Below are 20,605 nucleotides of genomic sequence, written 5' to 3' on the forward strand. Positions count from 1 at the left end.
CCAAAAAGGACCCGTGATCCACACCGATGAAGACGCCCAAACGTATTGAACCCCTGGTCGAAGACGGCCTGGTGGACGAGGTGCTGCGACCGCTCATGAGCGGCAAGGAAGCAGCGGTTTATGTGGTGCGCTGCGGCGACGAGTTGCGCTGCGCCAAGGTCTACAAGGAAGCCAACAAACGTAGCTTTCGCCAGGCTTCCGAGTATCAGGAAGGCCGCAAGGTGCGTGGCAGCCGTCAGGCACGGGCCATGGCCAAGGGCAGCAAATATGGTCGCAAGGAGCAGGAAAGCGCGTGGCAGAACGCCGAAGTCGCCGCGTTGTTCCGTTTGGCCAATGCCGGCGTGCGAGTCCCCAAACCTTACGACTTTCTCGACGGCGTGCTGCTGATGGAGTTGGTGGGCGACGGCGAGGGTGATGTCGCACCGAGGCTAAATGACGTCGACCTGCACCCGGATGATGCGCGTGAGTTTCATGCCTTCATGATCCAGGAAATCGTCAAGATGCTCTGCGCCGGCCTGGTGCACGGCGACTTGTCGGAATTCAACGTGCTGCTCGGCCCCGAAGGCCCGGTGATCATCGACTTGCCACAAGCCGTGGACGCCGCCGCCAACAACCACGCCTTCAGCATGCTCGAGCGCGATGTGCGCAACATGGCCGAGTACTTTGGCCAGTTCGCTCCCGAGCTCAAGTACACCAAGTACGCCAAGGAAATGTGGGCACTCTACGAGGCCGGCAAACTGCTGCCCGATACGCAGCTGACCGGCGAATTCGCCGAACCCGAAGACGCTGCCGACATCGACGCGGTGATGCGCGAGATCAAGGCCGCCCTGGCCGAGGAAGCGAAAAAGCAGGCCTTGCTCAACGCCGAAGACGAACCCAAGGACGCCGAACCGATCCCGCCCTGGATGCGCTGAACGGCGCAACTGCGTAGGGTGCGCCGTGCGCACCTGGCTTTACAGGCCTAGCCACTTCTGGAGGTGGCGCTCAAATGCCCCGGATTGCATCCGGGCTACGTAGCGCCTTCGCTCCGATGCGCGCATCCCGCTGCGCTACAGCTCACGCCCTGTTCGATACCCTTGAGGATCGGGCAGTCCGGCCGGCTATCGCCCTGGCAACTGTTCGCCAGATCCACCAGCGTATCGCGCAAGGCACTCATCTCGGCAATCTTGCGCGACAGCGTGGCGATATGTTCCTCGGCCAGTGCCTTCACATCGGCACTGGCGCGCTGCTTGTCTTGCCACAGGGCCAGCAGCTTGCCGACTTCCTCCAGCGAAAACCCCAGATCCCGTGCCCGCTTGATAAAGGCCAGGCGGTGCAGGTCGCTGCTGCTGTACTGCCGATAGCCACTCTCCGAGCGCCCGGCATGGGGCAGCAGGTCGATGGACTCGTAGTAGCGAATCATCTTGGCACTGAGGCCGGTGTGCTTGGCGGCTTGGCCGATGTTCATGCTCGCGGTCTCCAGCGATTGAGCAGCAACGCGTTGCTCACCACGCTGACGCTGGACAGGGCCATGGCGGCGCCAGCGAACATCGGGTTGAGCAGGCCGGCGGCGGCCAGCGGGATGCCGATCAGGTTGTAGATGAAGGCCCAGAACAGATTCTGGCGGATCTTGGCGTAGGTGCGCCGGCTGATGTCCAGCGCGGCCGGCACCAGGCGTGGGTCGCCGCGCATCAGGGTGATGCCCGCAGCATGCATGGCCGCATCGGTGCCGCCACCCATGGCGATGCCGACGTCGGCTGCGGCCAGTGCTGGGGCGTCGTTGATGCCGTCGCCGACCATCGCCACGGTGCCGTGCTGGCGCAGTTCGCCAACCAGGCGGGCCTTGTCCGCCGGCAGTACCTGCGCGTGAGGTTCGTCGATGCCCAGCACACTGGCGACTGCGGCGACGCTGCCCGGGTTGTCGCCGCTGATCAGGTGGCTGATGATGCCCTGTTCGCGCAGTTCGGCGATGGCTTCGGCCGCACCATCCTTGAGTTGATCGCCGAAGGCCAGCAGGCCGAGCAGGCGAGGGATGTTGCCGGTTTCGATCAGCCAGGACAGCGTGCGGCCCTCGGCCTCCCAGGTGCGGGCGGATTCGGCCAGTGCTCCAGCCTGCAATTGGTTCTCCTCCAGCAGGCGGCTGCTGCCCAGTTGCAGGCTGCGGCCCTCGACACTGCCAGCGATCCCACGACCGGCCAGCGCGCGGCTGTCGCTCACTGCCGGCAGCGTGATGTGCTGTTCGGCGCAGCGCTGCAAGACGGCCTTGGCCAGCGGATGTTCGCTGCCCTGTTGCAGGCTACCGGCCAGGCGCAGCAGTTCTGCCTCGTTGGATTCGCCCAGACCGATATGGACGATGCGTGGCTTGCCTTCGGTGAGGGTGCCGGTCTTGTCGAAGGCGATGTGCTGCACGGCATGCGCCACCTCCAGCGCTTCGGCGTCCTTGATCAGGATGCCGTGGCGCGCGGCGACGCCGGTGCCGGCCATGATCGCGGTCGGCGTGGCCAGACCCAGCGCGCAGGGACAGGCGATCACCAGTACGGCGACGGCGTTGAGCAGGGCGTTTTCCAGTGATGCGCCGAGCGCCAGCCAGCCCAGCAGAGTGGCCAGGGCGATCAGCAGTACCGCCGGGACGAATACCTGGCTGACCTTGTCCACCAGCTTCTGGATCGGCGCCTTGGCAGCCTGGGCGTCTTCCACCAGGCGGATAATCCGTGACAGCACGGTTTCGGCGCCGAGGGCCGTGGTTTCCACCAGCAGGCGACCTTCACCGTTGATGGCGCCGGCCGTGACCTTGTCGCCTGGCTGTTTGGCCACTGGCAGGCTTTCACCGCTGATCAGCGCTTCGTCCGCATGGCTGTTGCCTTCCAGCACCTGGCCGTCGACCGGGAAGCGTTCGCCGGGCTTGACCAGAATCCGGTCACCCAGTGCCAGCGCGTCGATGCCGACACGTTCCTCACGTCCATCGATCAGGCGCACCGCATGATCCGGGCGCAATGCCTGCAAGGCGCGAATGGCACTGGCGGTCTGGCGCTTGGCGCGGCTTTCCAGGTACTTGCCGAGCAGGATCAGGCTGATGATCACCGCCGAGGCCTCGAAGTACAGATGCGGCATCTGCCCGGCCGGCGTCACGGCCCACTGATACAGGCTCAGGCCGTAGCCGGCGCTGGTGCCGATCGCCACCAGTTGGTCCATGTTGCCGGCGCGAGCCTTCAGCGCCTGCCAGGCTGCGCGATAGAAGCGCGCGCCGAAAATGAACTGCACCGGCGTGGCCAGCAGGAACTGCACCCAGGCCGGCAGCATCCAGTGCAGGCCGAACGGCTCGACCAACATCGGCAGCACCAGCGGCAGGGTCAGGACGATGGCTGCCAGCAAGGTCAGACGTTCACGGCGTAGTCGGTGCTGGGCATCATCCGTGGTGGGGCGATCATCGAGCAGGCTGGCTTTGTAACCGGCGGCAGCTACCGCCTTCAGCGCCTGTTGCGGGTCAAAACCGGCGAGCACCTGCAGGCGCGCCTTCTCATCGGCAAGATTGACGGCGACCTGGCTGACACCCGGCAGCTTGTTCAGGGCGCGTTCGATACGACCGACGCAGCTGGCGCAGGTCATACCCTCGATGCCGAGCTCCAGTGGCTGGTTGGGGACGCTGTAGCCGGCGCCCTCGATGGCGCTGATCAGATGCGGCAGGCTGCCGGCTGGCGCTTCGATACGCGCCTGTTCATTGGCCAGGTTGACACTCGCGCTGCTCACCTCCGGCAGCTTGTTCAGCGCGCGCTCGACACGACCAGCGCAACTGGCGCAGGTCATGCCTCGGATCGGCAGGTCGAAAGTGGTCATGGTTCGGCTCCCTGTAGCTTGATGGCTACAGGATCAACCTTGACCCCATGGCAAGGTCAAGTCTTCAGTTCAGAGTTGGCGCGGCATGCAGTCGCAGGCCATCGCTGCCCATGGCGATGCGGTAGCGGCGCACCTCGCCGGCCTGTAGTTCCAGTGCCTGACCGGCGAGCTGGTTGATACCGTCCTGACAGGGACCTGTGCCAGTCAGGCCGAGGCGCAGCGAGACCTTGCCCGGCGGCAGGTTGAAGGACACCGACTGGCCCTGGTGCAAGCGTGCGGCCATCTGGTCATGCAGGTACAGCGCAACCTCGCAGGTAGTGGCCACTTCCAGGCGTTCGCGTGAGACGATCAGCACCGCATAACCTTCGCCCTGGCTTGTCGAAGGCAACGGGGCCAGTGGTTCGGCCTGGGCCAGAGGCGCCAGCAGCAGGGCAAGGGCGGAGCAGAGCAGACGCATGGTGATGACCCTCGTACGGGAACGCGGCGAATGACATGACGCAAGGGCTTGACCTTGCCATTGTGGCAAGGTCGAGACTACTCCCATCGACCACTGATTCAAGGAGCCAGTCATGCAACAGTTCAAGGTTAGCGGAATGTCCTGCGGTCATTGCGTGCGCGCCGTCACCCAGGCAATCCAGGCGCTGGACCAGGCGGCCAGCGTCGAAGTCGATCTGGCCGCGGGGCTGGTACGAGTGCAGGGCAACCTGGACGCTGCGCAGATCCAGGCCGCCATCCGGGAAGAGGGTTACGAGGTTGCGCCCGCGTAGAACTCGGATCGGCTATGGCCACTGCCGTAGCAGGCCGCGAAAGCAGCTGTCGATCATCGCTGGCGTGTCGGTCTGGGCGTCGAACAGATTGGGATCGCGCAGCCAATCGCTGAACAGACCGACGATCAGCGCGTGCAGCGTGCGCGAGGCCAGGCGCGGGGTGATGCCGGGGTGCAGGTGCGGTTGCACCTCTGGCAGGGCGAACTGTTGTTCGCACAGGTCGATGAACTGATTGACGAAGGCTTCGTGGCGCTCTTCGGCTTCGCGTAAATCCTCGGTGAACTCGCAGCGGCGCAGCAGCACGGTGAGGATGCGCCGGCGTTGCTCATCCAGCACCAGATTGGCCATGGCTTCTATGCACAGGTCGCGCAGCAACTGCAGCGATGCCAGGCCGTCGACTGCGGCCAACTGTTCGGCCAGTGGCTCCAGCGGCAGGCGTACCTGGTTGAGCATTTCGTGGAACAGGTGGGCCTTGTTCTGGAAATGCCAATAGACCGCGCCGCGCGTGACCCCAGCATGCCGGGCGATATGCTCCAGGCTGGTATGGGCGACCCCGCGCTCGAGGAACAACTGTTCCGCAGCAGCGAGGATGGCGCAGCGGGTTTTCTCCGCATCTTCTTTGGTTCTACGCATGGCGATCCGGTTAATTGGAACTAGGCTCAGATTGTGCCGAGTTTACCGATTTTGCCCCGCCTGCTGGTGGCGGGCTTGGTTGTCCTGCTTCTGTCCCGTGTCTAGCCAAGGAGAGGAATGCCTCATGCCCTTCGTTCGTCTGGTCGGAGTCTGTCTGCCCTTCAGCCTGGTTCTGCTGGCCGCGAGCGTCGAGGCCGCCGAGGCGCCACCGACGGCGGTGACGGTCGAGCAGGTCAAGGCCGGCGAACTGCCTATCGTGCTGGAGTATCCGGCGCGAACCGCTGGTTACCGCGAAGTGCAGGTTCGAGCCCAGGTCGGCGGCATTCTGCAGGAACGCACCTACCAGGAGGGTAGTCGGGTGCAGAAGGATCAGGTGCTGTTTCGCATCGATTCGCGCCCCTACGAGGCGGCTCTGGCCCGTGCCAAGGGCGCGCTGGCGCAGGAGCAGGCGCGTTTTCGCCAGACCGATCGTGACCTCAAACGCATCCGCGAATTGCAGAAGAAGGGCTTCGCCAGCGAGAGCGAGCTGGACAACGCCATCTCCAACTTCGAGCAGAGCAAGGCCAATATCGAGGCGGCCCAGGCCGAGGTGCAGTCGCGCCAGATCGACCTCGACTACACCACGGTCAAGGCGCCGATCACCGGCATCACCAGCAAGGAAAGCGTTTCCGAAGGCAGCCTGATCGTCGCTGGCGATCCCAGTGCCAGCCTGCTGACGCAGATCACCCAGCTCGACCCGATCTTCGTCAACTTCGCCTACCCGGACGCCGAGGCCGAGCGTCTGCGCCGCGAAGTGTCCGAAGGCAGCCTGGCGCTGCCGGCCAGCGGCAAACTCAGCGTGGAAGTGCATTTTGGTGATGGTTCGGCCTATCCGACAGCGGGCGAAGTGGACTTCACCGACAGCCTGATCGACCGCGGTACCGGCACCGTCAGCGCCCGTGGCGTGGTGCCGAACCCCGATCAGAAACTGTTGCCCGGGCAGTTCGTGCGCGTGCAGGTCAAGGGGCTGACCCGTCCCAACGCCATCACCGTACCGGAGCGCGCCGTCGCTCAGGGCCCGCGCGGGACCTTCGTCTACGTAGTGGACGAGCAAGGCCTCGCGCGCATGCGCCAGGTCACCACCGGTGATACGGCCAGCGGCCGCTGGGTGATTCTGGCTGGCGTCAGCGATGGTGAACGGGTGATCGTCGACGGCTTGGCCAAGGTGCGACCGGATAGCCCGGTCAAGGTCGAGGAGGCGAAGGCAGCCACGCCAGCCAATCCGGCGCAGGAGTAACGGCCATGATCTCGCGCTTCTTCATCGACCGCCCGGTATTCGCCACCGTCATTTCCATCGTCATCGTGCTCGCCGGCTTGGCGGCGATGCGCGCGCTGCCCATTGCTCAGTACCCGGAAATCCTGCCGCCGCAGGTATCGGTCAGCGCCGCTTACCCCGGTGCTAGCTCGCAGGTCATCGCCGAAACCGTGGCGGCGCCGCTGGAGCAGGAGATCAACGGCGTCGAGAACATGATCTACCAGCTGTCCAACTCCTCCAGCAGTGGAGCGATGAGCCTGACGGTGTACTTCGCGGTTGGTACCGACCCGGACCAGGCCACCATTAACGTCAACAACAAGGTGCAGGCAGCGTTGGCCAAGTTGCCGGAAGAAGTGCGCCGCCAGGGTGTGAAGGTGGAGAAGAAGTCTTCCGACATCCTCCAGGTGATCACCCTCTATTCGCCGGATGGTTCGCGCGACCCGATCTTCATCAGCAACTACGCGCTGATCAACGTCATCGACGAACTCAAGCGTCTCAAGGGCGTTGGCGATGCCAGCCAGTTCGGTTCCAAGGATTATTCCATGCGTATCTGGCTGCGCCCGGACAAGCTGGCGCAGTACAACCTGACGCCCACCGACGTGGTCAATGCCATTCGCGAGCAGAACTCGCAGTTCGCCGCTGGCAGCTTCGGCCAGCAGCCGCTGAAGGAGCCACAGGACTTCACCTACACCGTCACCACGCAAGGGCGTTTTACCGACCCGAAGGAGTTCGAGAGCGTCATCCTGCGTACCGACGATACCGGTGCCAGCCTGCTGCTCAAGGATGTGGCGCGGGTCGAGCTGGGTGCGCAGGACTACTCGCTGGTCACCACCCTCAATGGCCAGCAGAACGCTGCCTTCGGCATCTACCTGCAACCTGGTGCCAACGCCCTGGACACCGCCGAGGCGGTCGAGCGGACCATGCAGCGCCTGGCCAAGCGCTTCCCCGAGGGCATCGCCTACAAGATCCCCTACGACACCACCAAGTTCGTTCAGGTCTCGATCACAGAGGTGATCCACACCTTCTTCGAGGCGCTGGTGCTGGTGGTGTTGGTGGTGTTCATCTTCCTGCAGAACTGGCGCGCCACGCTGATTCCGGTGTTGGCGATTCCGGTATCGCTGGTCGGCACCTTTGCCGGCATGTACCTGCTGGGCTTCTCCATCAACCTGCTGACCCTGTTCGGCATGGTGCTGGCCATCGGCATTGTGGTGGACGATGCCATCGTGGTGATCGAGAACGTCGAACGGGTGATGCGCACGCAGGGGCTGAATGCGCGAGATGCCTCGATCAAGGCGATGGAGGAGGTGACTGGACCGATCATTGCCATCGTTCTGGTGCTGTGCGCGGTGTTCGTGCCGGTGGGCTTTCTCGGCGGCTTGGCGGGGCAGATGTACAAGCAGTTCGCGATCACCATCGCGGTGTCGGTGGTGATTTCCGGCATCGTCGCCCTGACGCTTTCCCCTGCGCTCTGCGCGCTGCTGCTCAAGCCTGGCCACCATGAACCGGCAGCACCATTCCGTGTATTCAACCGTTTCTTCGACAAGGCCACCGCGGGCTATGGCGCCGGGGTGCGCTTCTTCCTCAAGCGTTCGTTGGTCGGCCTGCTGCTGTTCGGCGGCATGATCGCGCTGATCATGCTGCTGTTCTCACGGGTGCCCGGCTCGCTGGTGCCCGATGAGGATCAGGGCTATGTGATCAATGCCTACTACCTGCCGCCGGCCGCTTCGCTCAATCGCACCGAGGCATTGAGTGGTGCGGTGAGCCAGCAACTGATGGAGCATCCGGCAGTGGCGGATGTGGTGACCTTCGCCGGTTTCGACGTACTCACCTTCGGCGTGCGCAGCAACGCCGGGGTATCCTTCGTGCCGCTCAAGGACTGGAGCGAGCGCACCACGGACGAGCTCGATGCGCGCAACCTGACGCGCGAGTTCATGGGCATGGGTGCTGCGCAGAAGGATGGCCTGGTGTTGTCATTCAACCCGCCGCCGATCACCGGCATGAGCACCACCGGCGGCTTCGAGTCCTTCATTCAGGACCGCTCCGGCGGCAGCGTCGAGCAGCTCGGCGAGAAGGTCCAAGCCTTCGTCGCGGCCGCCAGCAAGCGGCCGGAGCTGGCCGGCATCCAGAGCACCTTCAGCGCCAACGTGCCGCAGTACTACATCGACCTGGATCGCACCAAGACGCGGGCGCTGGGCGTCAGCGTCAGCGATGTGTTCACCGCGATGCAGGCCACCTTCGGCAGTTACTACGTCAACGATTTCACGCTCTACGGGCGTACCTGGCAGGTCAGCCTGCAGTCCGAGTCGGAGTTCCGCCGCAAGCCGGAGGACCTTGGCCAGGTCTATGTACGTTCCAGCAGTGGAGATCTGGTGCCGCTGTCGACCCTGCTGCGGGTGCGGCGCATCCTCGGGCCGGATTCCTACGACCGTTTCAACGTCTATCCCTCGGCCAAGGTCCTCGGCGGCCCGGCGCCAGGCTACAGCTCCGGGCAGGCGCTGGCGGCGATGCAGGAGGTGGCCGATGAGGTACTGGGCGAGGACTACAGCCTCGGCTGGATCGGCTCTGCGTATCAAGAGCTGGCGACTCAGGGTTCGGGCACTCAGGCCTTCGTCTTCGGCCTGATTCTGGTGTTCCTGATTCTCGCCGCGCAGTACGAGCGCTGGACGTTGCCGTTGGCAGTGGTCACCGCCGTGCCGTTCGCAGTGTTCGGGGCGATTCTCGCAGTGTGGCTGCGCGGCATTCAGAACGACGTGTACTTCCAGGTCGGCCTGGTCACCCTGATCGGTCTGGCGGCGAAGAACGCCATCCTCATCGTCGAGTTCGCCGTGTTGCTGCGTGCCGATGGCAAGAGCATCTTCGAATCGGCGCTGGAGGCGGCCAAGCTGCGTTTCCGTCCCATCGTGATGACTTCGCTGGCGTTCATTCTCGGCTGCGTACCGCTGGCCATCAGCTCCGGCGCCGGCTCGGCCAGTCGTCACTCCATCGGCACCGGGGTGATCGGCGGCATGCTCGCGGCGACCTTGTTGGCCACGTTCGTCATCCCGATGTTCTATCTGCTGGTGGAAACGGCAGCGCAACGGGTGAGCCGGCGCGGCAAGGCCAGGGAGGAAGAACAACCGCATTGAGTCATCCGGGCCGCCCCTCGGCGGCCCACGCTTTCGCAAGCTGCCCGGTCGATGAGATGATTAGCCGGCTAATAATTCTCCGGATCATTCATGAACCTGCGAACCCTCCTGATTCTGGGCGCGCTCAGCGCTTTCGGCCCTCTGGCCATCGATTTCTACCTGCCTAGTTTCCCCACCCTGGCGCAGCAGTTCGGCACCGACGTCGAGCATATTCAGCTGTCACTGGCGGCTTATTTCGTCGGCATCGCCATCGGCCAACTGTTCTACGGGCCACTGGCGGATCGTTTCGGGCGCCGCGTGCCGCTGCTGGTCGGGGTGACCCTGTTCACCCTGGCATCGCTGGCCTGCGCCCTGGCTCCCAGTCTGGAGTGGCTGGTGGCCGCGCGTTTCGTGCAGGCCCTCGGTGGCTGCGCCGGCATGGTCATCACCCGCGCGGTAGTGCGCGATTTGTGTGACCCACTGGCCTCGGCCAAGGTGTTCTCGCAACTGGTGCTGGTGATGGGGCTGGCGCCGATTCTCGCGCCCCTGGGCGGCGGACTGCTGCTCAATACCCTGGGCTGGCCTTCGATTTTCCACAGCCTGGCAATCTTTGCTGGGTTGTGCCTGCTGGCCGTGCTGTTGTGGTTACCGGAGACGCGTCCGCAGCACCTGCAGCCGGCCCCGCTGAATGGTGCCTTCGGCCAATACCGCGCGCTGTTGGGCAATGCGCCGTTCATGGGCTACAGCCTGGCCGGTGGTGTGGCGATGGCTGGCATGTTCGCCTATATCGCCGGCTCGCCCTTCGTGTTCATCGAGCTGTACGGTGTGCCGCCCGAGCACTATGGCTGGCTGTTCGGCAGCAACGCAGCGGGCTTCGTGATCATGGCGCAGGTCAATGCGCGTCTGGTGCGCAGTGGTGGCCCGGCGCTGTGGCTGCGGCGCATGGTGCTGGTGTACCTGGCCAGTGGCCTGTGCCTGCTGGTGCTGGCGTTGTGGCAACCGGCGCAGCTGTGGCCGCTGATGATTCCACTGTTCATCTGCGTGGCCAGCCTCGGCTGCGTGTTGCCCAATGCCACAGCTTGCGCCATGGCTGGGCAGGGACGTCATGCCGGTAGCGCATCCGGGTTGCTGGGCAGCATGCAGTTCAGTGTAGCGGCCAGCGCTTCGGCTTTGGTGGCCGTCCTGCATGATGGTTCGGCCATGCCCATGGCGCTGGTGATCGCCCTGTGCGGCGCTGCCGCCTGCGGCTTTGCCTGGTGGAGCAAGCGCTTCGTGGTGTAAGCCGGCGTGTTACAGGCGCGCCGCCTTGAAGGTGTCGCAACGCCCTGGCTGACCGCTTTCAAAACCTGTGCTGAACCAACGCACGCGCTGCTCTGAGGTGCCATGGGTGAAGGCGTCCGGCACCACTTGGCCACGCGCCTGTTTTTGCAGGCGGTCATCGCCGATGGCGCTGGCCGCGTTCAGTGCTTCTTCAAGGTCGCCAGCCTCCAGCCAGTCATGCCGGCGTTGCGCGTGATGCGCCCAGACCCCGGCCAGGCAGTCGGCTTGCAGTTCCTGACGTACCAGCAGGCCACCATCGCCCTCGACGCGTTCGCCGCGCTGGCGCGCCGTATTGACCTTGGCCGACACGCCGAGCAGCGTCTGCACGTGGTGGCCGACCTCATGGGCGATCACGTACGCCTGGGCGAAGTCACCGGCAGCGGAGAAGCGCTGTTCCATCTCGCGGAAAAACGCCATGTCCAGATATACGCGCTGATCGCCAGGGCAGTAGAAGGGGCCGACCGCCGAGCTGGCGAAACCACAGGCCGAATTGACCCCGCCGGAGAACAGCACCAGTTGCGGATCGCGATACTGCTGGCCGGCCTGCTGGAACAGCTCGCGCCAGGTGTCTTCGGTATCGCCGAGAATGGCGCGGACGAACTCGCTCTGCTGGTCGTTGGCCGGTGGTGCGCTCTGTGTCTGGGCGACCTGCGGCTGGGTAGCCTGGCCGGCGATCTGGCCAAGAATCTGCAGCGGGTCCTGGCCCATCAGCAAGCCGACGATGACGATCACCGCTACGCCACCGAGGCTCAGGCCACCACCGAGTCGCCTGCCGGAACGGCCGCGCGCATCCACCACGTTGTCACTGCGTCTACCGCGTTGCCAGCGCATGCTGCGCTCCCTGGTTGGTTATCGCAGCAGTGTAGCTGCGTCCGTGCCGGTTCAGTGGGCGGGGTAGTCGCTCAGCAGCTGATCCTTGCGTTGGTTATCCAGGCCGATGACCTGATAGGCGTCGACACGACCGCCGTACTCCATGCCTGGCGAGCCCATGGGCATACCGGGTACAGCAGCGCCGACCAGATCGGGACGTTGACGCAGCTTGAGAATGTCGGCCGCTGGCACGTGCCCTTCGACGAATTTGCCGTCGATTACGCCGGTGTGGCAGGAGGCGAGGCGCGGCGGAACGCCAAGGCGCTGTTTGACCGCACTCATGTCGGCCTCGACATGGTCGTTGACGGTGAAACCATTGTTCTGCAGATGGCTGATCCACGCCTTGCAACAGCCGCAGTTGGCGTCGCGGTGGACATCGATGGTCAGAGGCTCGCTGGCGTGAGCCAGGCCGGAGACGAGGAAGAGGGCGAGCAGGGAACGACGCATGGCAAGGCTCCAGATAATCGAGCGCTCAGCATAGCGCCGGCATGACGACTGCCCAAGCCATTGCGACTATGCGTCGCGACCCGTGGCGGCCTATGCTGGCGACAGTCGATCACTGTCCGGTACTCGCCGATGCTGTTTGCCCGAATCGTCTTGCTGATCCAGATCGCTGCCCTGCTCGTGTTGGGGCTGGCCTACTTCATTCGTCCCGAGGAAATGGCCAGCTTCAGCGGCGCGTTGCTGATGGGAAGCGCCGCCGTGACTGAAGTGCGTGCCTATTACGGCGGCCTGCAACTGGGGCTGGCGGCTTACCTGGCGATGGCACTGCTGCGCCAGGATCTGCTGCGGCCGGCGCTGATTCTGCTGGTGCTGTTGTACAGCGTGCTGGCGTTGGCACGCGCAGCCGGGCTATGGCTGGACGGTACCGCGCAGCAGACCTTCAACCTCTACGCGCTGCTGCTCGAAGTGGCATCGGCCGGGTTGGCCTGGTGGGCGTTGCGCGGTTTGTCTCGCTGAGCCGGGCCAAGGGCGAAAACGACTTATCGTCGTTCCAACAGCACACCGGCTTCCATATGGTGGGTGTAGGGGAACTGGTCGAACAGTGCGCTGCGCGTCACCTTGTGAGTGTCGCTCAACTGGGCGATGTTGGCGGCCAGGGTCTCCGGGTTGCAGGAGATGTACAGGATGCGCTCGAAGCGGCGAGTCAGCTCGCAGGTGTCCGGGTCCATGCCGGCGCGCGGTGGGTCGACGAAGACACTGCCGAACTCATAGCTCTTGAGATCGATACCGGCCAGGCGGCGGAACGGGCGCACCTCGTTCAGCGCCTGGGTCAGCTCTTCGGCGGACAGGCGCACCAGCTCGACGTTGTTCATGCCGTTGTCAGCCAGGTTGGCCAGGGCGGCGTTCACCGAGGTCTTGCTGATCTCGGTCGCCAGGGCCTTGCGCACGCGGGTGGCCAGCGGCAGGGTGAAGTTGCCGTTGCCGCAGTACAACTCCAGCAGGTCGTCGTCGCGCTGGCCGAGGGCGTCATGGGCCCAGTTCAGCATCTTCTCGCAGACCTTGCCGTTGGGCTGGGTGAAGGCGCCTTCCGGTTGGCGATAACGGAAGCTGCGCCCGGCTACGGTCAGTTCTTCTTCCACATAGTCGCGACCGATCACCAGGCGCTGACCGCGGGAGCGGCCGACCAGGCTGACGTTCAGCGCGGCGGCCAGCTTTTCCGCCTCAGCTTGCCAGACGTCGTCCAGCGGGCGGTGGTAGGCCAGGGTGATCAGTGCATCACCGGCCAGGGTGGTGAGAAATTCCACCTGGAACAGTTTGAACGACAAGGCTTCGCTGGCCTGCCAGGCAGCGCGCAGGCGCGGCATCAACTCGTTGATGCGCAGGCTGGCAATGGGGAAGTCGTCGAGCAGGATCGGCGTATGCTTGTCGCCCGGCGCGAACATCGCGTAGTGGCGCTGGCCGTCTTCACGCCACAGGCGAAATTCGGCGCGCATGCGGTAGTGCTCGCGCGGCGAATCGAACACCGCAGGCTCCGGCGCGCCGAAGGGCGCCAGCAGTTCGACCAGGCGGGCCTTCTTCTCGGCGAGTTGGGCGTCGTAGGTGGCAGGGTCGAATGCGGGGCGGCTCATCGGTCACTCATGGGGCAGGAAAACGGGGCGCCATTGTAGCGACTCCGTTGCCGATGTGCCGTTGTCGTCGATCATTGGTGGCGCTGGACGCGGAGCGTCCCGAGGAGGCGTTCCCACGTGGAGCGTGGGAACGATCATGACGAGGCCGATGGTAGGCTGAAGCGGAACGTCGCCCGGCCCACCCTACGCAGGTTGTCCGGGGGCGGCGTAGGGCGTACTCGCGAAGCAGTACGCCGTTATCGGCTGATCAGGCGAAGTAGGCCAGCTTGACCACGAACAGGGCCGAGAGCACCCACATCGCCGGGTTCAGTTCGCGCCAGCGGCCGGCCAGTACCTTGACCGCGGTCCAGGCGATGAAACCGAACGCGATGCCGTTGGCGATGGAGAAGGTCAGCGGCATGGCCAGGGCGGCGACCACCACCGGGGCGGCGACAGTCAGGTCGTCCCAGTCGATCTGCGCCAGGCTGCTCATCATCAGTACCGCGACGAACAGCAGCGCAGGCGCGGTGGCATAGGCCGGAACGGCGCCAGCCAGCGGGGCGAAGAACAGGGCCAGGAGGAACAGTGCGGCGACCACGCAGGCAGTCAGGCCGGTACGCCCACCGGCACTGATGCCAGCAGCGGATTCGATGTAGCTGGTGGTGGTGCTGGTGCCCAGCGCGGCGCCGGCCATGGTCGCGGTGCTGTCGGCCAGCAGGGCGCGGCCTAGGCGTGGCATCTTGCCGTCCTTGTCCAGCAGGTCGGCTTTTTGCGCCACGCCGACCAGGGTGCCGGAGGTGTCGAACAGGTCGACGAAGAGGAAGGCGAAGATCACGCTGATCAAACCGATATCCAGCGCGCCGGCAATGTCCAGCTGCAGCAGGGTAGGCATCAGCGACGGTGGCATCGACATCACGCCTTGCAGCTCGGACAGGCCGAGGGCAATGGACAGGCCGGTGACCAGCAGGATGCCGATCATCACTGCGCCGGTGACCTTGCGATAGGCCAGTGCGGCGATGACGAAGAAGCCCAGGCAGGCCAGCAGCGCGCCGCCGTTGCTCATATCGCCGAGGCCGACCAGGGTGGCCGGGTGATCGACCACGATGCCAGCGTTCTTCAGTGCGATGATCGCCAGGAACAGGCCGATACCGGCGGCGATACCGGCACGCAGCGCCAGCGGGATGCTGTTGATGATCCACTCGCGGATCTTGAAGATCGACAGCAGGAAGAAGATTGCGCCGGAGAGGAACACCGCGCCCAGAGCGGTCTGCCAGCTGTAGCCCATGGTCATCACCACGGTGTAGGTGAAGAAGGCGTTGAGGCCCATGCCGGGCGCCAGGGCGATCGGGTAGTTGGCCAGCAGGCCCATGATCAGCGAGCCGATGGCGCCAGCCAGGCAGGTGGCGACGAATACCGCGCCGTGGTCCATGCCGGTCTTGGCGAGCATTTCCGGGTTGACGAAGAGAATGTAGGCCATGGTCAGGAAGGTGGTGATCCCGGCCAGTACCTCGGTGCGCACCGTGGTGTTGTGGGCTTTGAGTTGGAACAGTCTTTCCAGCATGGTGGCTCCCCGAGGCGCAAACGCGCCTGAATTGGTCTGCACAAAGCAAAGCACATCCGTCCGTGCAGGCCGGAAAATTGCTCGATTTCGCAAAAGCCGCGCATCATAACAGCAAGGTTTTGCCGGGTGAATTCAAGGTCTGTTGTGTCCTTTTATGACCAGGTGGACAGTTTCATTTTCTGTCTGAAGGAGTAGTGAGATGAGCAAGCGAGCACTGATTGCAGTTGCTGATGGTGTCGAAGATCTTGAATGCGTGACCCTGATTGATGTGCTGCGCCGCGCCGATGTCGAGGTGCTGGTGGCGAGTATCGAAGAGCGCAGGATGATCACCTGCGCCCGCGGTACCCGGCTGACCGCTGATGCCATGTTGGTGGACGTGCTGGCGCAGGATTTCGACCTGATCGTCCTGCCCGGCGGGATGCCTGGTGCGCAGCGTCTGGCCGAGTTCGAGCCGTTGGCCGAACGTGTGCGCAAGCAGGCCAAGGCAGGCGAGCTGTTTGCCGCGATCTGCGCCGCGCCTGCATTGGCCCTGCAGCAGTACGGGGTGCTCAGGCAGCGACGGATGACCTGCTATCCGGCGTTCAGTGATCGGCTGAGTGGCTGCACCTTCGTCGACGAGGCGGTGGTGGTCGATGGCAACTGCATCACCAGCCAGGGCCCGGGAACGGCACTGGCCTTTGCCCTGACCCTGGTGGAGCAACTGGTCGGGCGCGGCACGCGCAGCGAGGTAGCCAAGGCGATGCTGGCCTAGAGGCCGGTGAGAGGGCTGGTGCGCTACGGGTGTCAGCGCGCAGCGCAGCAAAGCGTAGGGTGCGCCGCGCGCACCGACAGCGCTACGACTGCTCCTGCTCCAGCAACCGCCGTTTGCGTTGCAACCCCCAGCGATAGCCGCTGAGGCTGCCATCGCTGGCCACGACGCGATGGCAGGGTAGCAACAGGCCTATGGCGTTGCTGGCACAGGCGCGGGCAATCGCCCGTGGATGACTGTGCAGCTGTCCGGCCAGGTCGGCGTAGCTGCGGGTTTCGCCGCTGGGAATATGCTGCAGCGCCTGCCAGACGCGTTGCTGAAAGGCCGTGCCGCGAATATCCAAGGGCAGATGGGCGGCGCGCTCCGGCTCCTGTAATTGCGCCAACACTTGCTGCAGCCAGTTGCGCAGACCTTGTTCATCTTCTTCTAGCTGGGCGGCGGCGAAGCGTTGTTGCAACTCGTCACGCAGGGCAGTCGGCTCGTCGCCGAATAGCAATGCACAAACGCCCTTGTCACTGGTTGCCAGCAGCACCTGGCCGAGCGGGCAGGGGGCGATGCTGTAGCGCAGTCGTTCGCCCGCACCACGTTGGCGGCGCTGCGCCGGGCTCATGGCCTGGGGCTTTTCATACAGCGCGCGGGTGCCGGAGTAGCCAGCGGCCAGGGCCGCCTCAAGCACGTTATCTGCCAGTGGTAACTGGGCATCCAGGCGTTGACGGCGTTGCGCCGACGCCCAGGCATTGGGCGTCATGCCGGTGCGCGCCTTGAACGCACGGGCCAGGTGTGACGGCGACAAGCCGATGCGGGCTGCCAGTTGCGGCAGCGTCAGACGCTGTTCACCGCGCAGAAGATCACAGGCGGCCGCAACCAGTGCGTCGAGCTGCTGCGCCGGGCTTTGCCCCCGTGGCGAGCAGCGCTTGCACGGGCGAAAGCCAGCGGCCTCGGCACTGGCTGCATCGACATGGAAACTGACATTGTCGCGCCGTGGCCGCCGCGCAGGGCAGTTCGGCCGACAATAGATGCCGGTGCTGCGTACCGTGAAAACGAAGCGTCCGTCGAACGCCCCATCACGTTCGCAAACGGCCTGCCAACAGCGTTCCGGGTCGAGCATGGCGCAGCCCTTCTGGTCACGGTTTGCTGACGATTGTCGGCTGCTCGCGTTGCGCTGCCAATCCGCATTGCACTTTCAAACCGCTGCCGAGGTCATTTGTATGTCGGCCTGAGCGCAAATACAGCCCAGCGCCTTTAATGATGACTAGGCAGGTGCCAGTGGAGGTCGCCATGCGCGGGATGCTCGATAGGCCGGAGCAGGAACTGATTCTGGTGGTGGACGATGCGGTGGACGCGCGCCAGCGTTTGGGTGCGCTATTGGTCGACCGCTACCAGGTGCGCCTGGTCGGCAGTGAGGAAGCGCTGCACGCTGCCAGATCGCGACCGCAACCGGACCTGATTCTGCTCGACTGGCAGGATGACTACGCGCTGTGCCGTCGCTTCAGGACCGATCCGCAGACCCGACATATCCCGTTGATCCTGGTCACTGGTCGCAGCGATCCGGCTGACGAGCAGTTGGGCTTCGACCTCGGCGCCGCCGACTACATCACCAAACCAGTTAGCCCGCCCATCGTGCTCTCCCGCGTGCGGGCACAATTGCAACTCAAGGCTGCCACCGATCATCTGCGCGACAAGAGCGAATACCTGGAACTTGAGGTCAAGCACCGTACGCGCGATATCCAGCGCTTGCAGGACGTCACCATCGAGGCCATGGCCAGCGTTGCCGTCATGCGTGACAACCCGAGCAGCCGTCGCCTGGAGCGTATCGAGCGCTACATGACCTGCCTGACCGCTGCACTGGCGCGGCAGCAGCCGGCGTTGTCCGAGTCTCTGAACGAAGAGCGCATCGCTCAGTTGGGCAAGTCGGCCATGCTGCACGTGATCGACCGGTTGACCCTGCCGGATCGTGTGCTGCTCAGCCATGGTGAGCCGGATGAAAATGATCTGCGCCTGCTGAGCGAGGGCGTGATCGCCGGACGTGATGCGCTCGAACGCGCCGAGCGCAAACTGGGCAGCATCACCGACTTTCTCTCCGATGCCAAAGACATCGTCTACGGCCAGCATGAGCGCTGGGACGGCAAAGGCTATCCGCAGGGGTTGTTCGGCGAGCAGATTCCGCTGTCGGCGCGTCTGATGGCGCTGGTGGGGCACTTCGAAGAACTGAGCTGCCGACATCCTTACCTGCCGCCGATCAGCCCGGCGCAGGCGGTGGCGCAGATCAGCGCGGCCAGCGGCACACGCTTCGATCCCATGGTGGTGTTGGCTTTCGTCGAAGCCACGACGGAGTTTCTGCATATCGCCGAAACCCTGGCCGACGACGCTGCTGCGGTCGGCGTCGAGTTGCAGCGGCTGGAGGACTCGCTGGCCGAAAGCATCGAGCTGACCCTGCCACCAACGGCATAGGCGCGTCGTCAGCCTAGGCAGCGCCGCGACGCTCTACGCAGCGCCGCTGCCTTTGCCGTGAGCTAGTCGACGATCCGCTCCACATGATGGCAGGCCACCTGCCGTGCATCGATCAGGCGCAGCTCCGGGCGCTCGCCACGGCAGCGCTCGTCGGCATGCGGGCAGCGCTTGTGGAAGGCACAGCCGGAGGGTGGATTCAGTGGATTGGGTAACTCGCCGCTGATCTTCATCCGCGGCTTGTCCGGATCGGGATGAATCGCCGGCGTCGCCGACAGCAGGGCGCGGGTGTAGGGGTGCAGCGGGCGGGTGTAGAGCGCCTCGGCCGGGCCCATTTCCACCGGACGGCCTAGGTACATCACCAGCACGTCGTCGGCGACATGGCGCACCACCGAGAGGTTGTGCGAGATGAACACGTAGCCGGTCTGGTACTGCTCCTGCAGGTCCATGAACAGGTTCAGCACCTGGGCCTGGATCGACACGTCCAGCGCCGAGGTCGGTTCGTCCGCTACCAGTACCTGCGGCTGCAGCATCATGGCGCGGGCCAGGGCGATGCGCTGGCGCTGGCCGCCGGAGAACATGTGCGGGTAGCGCTGATAATGCTCGGGGCGCAGGCCCACCTGCTGCATCATCGCTTGCACTTTCTCGCGGCGTTCGGCGCGCGACAGGCGGGTGTTGATCAGCAGCGGTTCGGCCAACTGATCACCGATCTTCTGCCGCGGGTTGAGTGAGGCGTAGGGGTTCTGGAACACCATCTGCACATCGCGGCGCAGTTGCTTGCGCTCGGCATGGCTGGCGCCGGCCACTTCGTGCCCGGCGATCTGCAGGCTACCGGAACTGGGTGTTTCGATCAGAGTCAGGGCGCGGGCCAGGGTGGATTTGCCGCAGCCGGACTCGCCGACCACGGCCAGGGTCCTGCCGGACTGCAGACTGAAGGACACGCCATTGAGCGCCTGGACCGTGGCCGCCGGCTTGAACAGGCCGCGCGAGACACTGTAGTGACGGGTCAGGTCACGGGCTTCGAGTACGGTACTCATCAGGCCACCTCCAGCGGGAAGAAGCAGCGCGCGGCGCCACGGTCATGTGGTTCCAGGGCTGGGCGTTGCTGGTGGCAGCGCTCCTGCACGTAGGGGCAGCGGGGTGAAAGCAGGCAGCCCAGCGGGCGGTCATAGCGGCCGGGCACGATGCCGGGCAGGGTGGCCAGGCGGCTGGCACCGGCGCTGTGCTCGGGGATGGCCTTGAGCAAGGCTTCGGTATAGGGATGGCTGGGCGCGTCGAACAGCGCCGGCACCTGACCCAGCTCCACCGCTTGCCCGGCGTACATCACGCAGACGCGCTGGGCGGTTTCGGCGACCACGGCCAGATCGTGAGTGATCAGCACCAGAGCCATGCCCTGATCGCGCTGCAGGTCGAGCAGCAATTCCATGATCTGCGCCTGAATGGTCACATCCAGCGCCGTGGTCGGTTCGTCGGCGATCAGCAGCTTGGGCTCGGCGGCAATCGCCATGGCGATCGCCACTCGCTGGCTCATGCCCCCGGACAGCTGATGCGGATAGGCGTCGAGGCGACTGGCGGCACCAGGGATTTCCACCCGTTCCAGCAGTTCGAGGGCGCGGGCCCGCGCCGCCTTGCCTTTCAGACCGAGGTGCTGCTGCAGCACTTCCTCGATCTGGAAACCCACGGTATAGCTGGGGTTGAGCGCGGTCATCGGGTCCTGGAACACCATGGCCAGGTCCTTGCCGACGATGTGCCGGCGTTGGCGGCCTTTGAGGCGCAGCATGTCGGTGCCGTCGAACTGCAGGCAGTCGGCCTGGACGATGCCGGGGGCGTCGATCAGGCCCATCAGTGCCATCATGGTCACGGACTTGCCGGAACCCGATTCACCGACGATGGCCAGCACTTCGCCCTGCTCGACGCTGAGGTCGAGGCCATCGACCACCGGCATGGCGGGGCCGAAGCGTACGGAGAGATTGCGGATATTCAGCAGGCTCATTCC

19 protein-coding genes are annotated in these 20,605 nt (G+C 64.7%); 8 read left to right on the forward strand and 11 right to left on the reverse strand.

All coding sequences use genetic code 11. From position 1 onward, the window contains the following. Positions 1 to 26: 26 nt before the first annotated feature. Positions 27 to 914, forward strand: a complete 888-nt coding sequence (locus CXP40_RS03875; protein ID WP_106732661.1) for a PA4780 family RIO1-like protein kinase — start codon at positions 27 to 29, stop codon at positions 912 to 914. Positions 915 to 1,009: 95 nt separating this feature from the next. Here CXP40_RS03875 and cueR read toward each other — a convergent pair whose 3' ends face one another. The 3 genes from cueR to CXP40_RS03890 all read right to left on the reverse strand — a co-directional run bounded on the left by cueR (position 1,010) and on the right by CXP40_RS03890 (position 4,270). Further along, the gene (cueR, locus tag CXP40_RS03880) at positions 1,010 to 1,447 is read right to left on the reverse strand and encodes a Cu(I)-responsive transcriptional regulator (protein WP_106732663.1); all 438 of its coding nucleotides are present in this window, start codon (positions 1,445 to 1,447) and stop codon (positions 1,010 to 1,012) included. Next, a complete protein-coding gene (locus CXP40_RS03885; protein ID WP_106732665.1) occupies positions 1,444 to 3,813 on the reverse strand; it encodes a heavy metal translocating P-type ATPase in 2,370 nt (789 codons plus the stop codon). The genes cueR and CXP40_RS03885 overlap by 4 nt, the downstream gene beginning before the upstream one ends. Before the next feature lie 64 nt (positions 3,814 to 3,877). Beyond that, positions 3,878 to 4,270: a hypothetical protein gene (locus CXP40_RS03890; protein WP_106732667.1), complete on the reverse strand. Its 393-nt coding sequence runs from the start codon at positions 4,268 to 4,270 to the stop codon at positions 3,878 to 3,880. A 112-nt stretch (positions 4,271 to 4,382) separates the two neighbouring features. On the opposite strand from CXP40_RS03890, the gene CXP40_RS03895 reads away from it, so the two are divergent. Then, positions 4,383 to 4,580 (forward strand): heavy-metal-associated domain-containing protein, encoded by a 198-nt coding sequence (locus CXP40_RS03895; protein WP_099522528.1) that lies wholly within the window; start codon positions 4,383 to 4,385, stop codon positions 4,578 to 4,580. A gap of 12 nt (positions 4,581 to 4,592) precedes the next feature. Here the strand turns inward: CXP40_RS03895 and CXP40_RS03900 are convergent, their stop codons facing one another. Beyond that, the gene (locus tag CXP40_RS03900) at positions 4,593 to 5,213 is read right to left on the reverse strand and encodes a TetR family transcriptional regulator (RefSeq protein WP_106732669.1); all 621 of its coding nucleotides are present in this window, start codon (positions 5,211 to 5,213) and stop codon (positions 4,593 to 4,595) included. A 124-nt stretch (positions 5,214 to 5,337) separates the two neighbouring features. On the opposite strand from CXP40_RS03900, the gene CXP40_RS03905 reads away from it, so the two are divergent. The 3 genes from CXP40_RS03905 to CXP40_RS03915 all read left to right on the forward strand — a co-directional run bounded on the left by CXP40_RS03905 (position 5,338) and on the right by CXP40_RS03915 (position 10,892). Further along, positions 5,338 to 6,489: an efflux RND transporter periplasmic adaptor subunit gene (locus tag CXP40_RS03905; protein WP_106732671.1), complete on the forward strand. Its 1,152-nt coding sequence runs from the start codon at positions 5,338 to 5,340 to the stop codon at positions 6,487 to 6,489. Positions 6,490 to 6,494: 5 nt separating this feature from the next. Beyond that, complete coding sequence (locus CXP40_RS03910) at positions 6,495 to 9,632, forward strand: efflux RND transporter permease subunit (protein ID WP_106732673.1); 3,138 nt, start codon at positions 6,495 to 6,497, stop codon at positions 9,630 to 9,632. 90 nt (positions 9,633 to 9,722) lie between these two features. Continuing rightward, a complete protein-coding gene (locus tag CXP40_RS03915; protein WP_106732675.1) occupies positions 9,723 to 10,892 on the forward strand; it encodes a Bcr/CflA family multidrug efflux MFS transporter in 1,170 nt (389 codons plus the stop codon). A gap of 9 nt (positions 10,893 to 10,901) precedes the next feature. Here the strand turns inward: CXP40_RS03915 and CXP40_RS03920 are convergent, their stop codons facing one another. Then, positions 10,902 to 11,762 carry a neutral zinc metallopeptidase gene (locus CXP40_RS03920; protein WP_106732677.1) on the reverse strand — a complete coding sequence of 287 codons (861 nt, stop codon included), beginning with the start codon at positions 11,760 to 11,762 and terminating at the stop codon, positions 10,902 to 10,904. Positions 11,763 to 11,813: 51 nt separating this feature from the next. Next, positions 11,814 to 12,248, reverse strand: a complete 435-nt coding sequence (locus CXP40_RS03925; RefSeq protein ID WP_106732678.1) for a DUF411 domain-containing protein — start codon at positions 12,246 to 12,248, stop codon at positions 11,814 to 11,816. Positions 12,249 to 12,377: 129 nt separating this feature from the next. Here CXP40_RS03925 and CXP40_RS03930 point away from each other — a divergent pair, with 129 nt between their 5' ends. After that, complete coding sequence (locus CXP40_RS03930; protein ID WP_106732680.1) at positions 12,378 to 12,761, forward strand: DUF4345 domain-containing protein; 384 nt, start codon at positions 12,378 to 12,380, stop codon at positions 12,759 to 12,761. Positions 12,762 to 12,784: 23 nt separating this feature from the next. On the opposite strand, the gene trmA is transcribed toward CXP40_RS03930, so the two are convergent. Next, the gene (gene trmA, locus CXP40_RS03935; protein WP_106732682.1) at positions 12,785 to 13,873 is read right to left on the reverse strand and encodes a tRNA (uridine(54)-C5)-methyltransferase TrmA; all 1,089 of its coding nucleotides are present in this window, start codon (positions 13,871 to 13,873) and stop codon (positions 12,785 to 12,787) included. A 247-nt stretch (positions 13,874 to 14,120) separates the two neighbouring features. Continuing rightward, a complete protein-coding gene (locus tag CXP40_RS03940; RefSeq protein WP_106732684.1) occupies positions 14,121 to 15,413 on the reverse strand; it encodes an NCS2 family permease in 1,293 nt (430 codons plus the stop codon). Between the two features lie 199 nt (positions 15,414 to 15,612). Here CXP40_RS03940 and CXP40_RS03945 point away from each other — a divergent pair, with 199 nt between their 5' ends. Next, positions 15,613 to 16,164, forward strand: a complete 552-nt coding sequence (locus tag CXP40_RS03945) for a DJ-1 family glyoxalase III (protein ID WP_106732685.1) — start codon at positions 15,613 to 15,615, stop codon at positions 16,162 to 16,164. An 82-nt stretch (positions 16,165 to 16,246) separates the two neighbouring features. Here CXP40_RS03945 and ada read toward each other — a convergent pair whose 3' ends face one another. Beyond that, positions 16,247 to 17,269: a bifunctional DNA-binding transcriptional regulator/O6-methylguanine-DNA methyltransferase Ada gene (gene ada / locus CXP40_RS03950; protein ID WP_106732687.1), complete on the reverse strand. Its 1,023-nt coding sequence runs from the start codon at positions 17,267 to 17,269 to the stop codon at positions 16,247 to 16,249. Between the two features lie 170 nt (positions 17,270 to 17,439). Here ada and CXP40_RS03955 point away from each other — a divergent pair, with 170 nt between their 5' ends. Continuing rightward, positions 17,440 to 18,612, forward strand: coding sequence for an HD-GYP domain-containing protein (locus CXP40_RS03955; protein WP_106732689.1), 1,173 nt, complete (start codon positions 17,440 to 17,442; stop codon positions 18,610 to 18,612). Between the two features lie 62 nt (positions 18,613 to 18,674). On the opposite strand, the gene CXP40_RS03960 is transcribed toward CXP40_RS03955, so the two are convergent. Further along, a complete protein-coding gene (locus CXP40_RS03960; RefSeq protein ID WP_106732691.1) occupies positions 18,675 to 19,646 on the reverse strand; it encodes a peptide ABC transporter ATP-binding protein in 972 nt (323 codons plus the stop codon). Beyond that, positions 19,646 to 20,602, reverse strand: a complete 957-nt coding sequence (locus tag CXP40_RS03965) for an ABC transporter ATP-binding protein (protein WP_106732693.1) — start codon at positions 20,600 to 20,602, stop codon at positions 19,646 to 19,648. The genes CXP40_RS03960 and CXP40_RS03965 overlap by 1 nt, the downstream gene beginning before the upstream one ends. Positions 20,603 to 20,605: the final 3 nt, after the last annotated feature.

This window comes from Pseudomonas sp. YY-1 (assembly GCF_002843095.1).
GTDB classification, from domain to species: Bacteria; Pseudomonadota; Gammaproteobacteria; order Pseudomonadales; family Pseudomonadaceae; genus Aquipseudomonas; species Aquipseudomonas sediminis_A.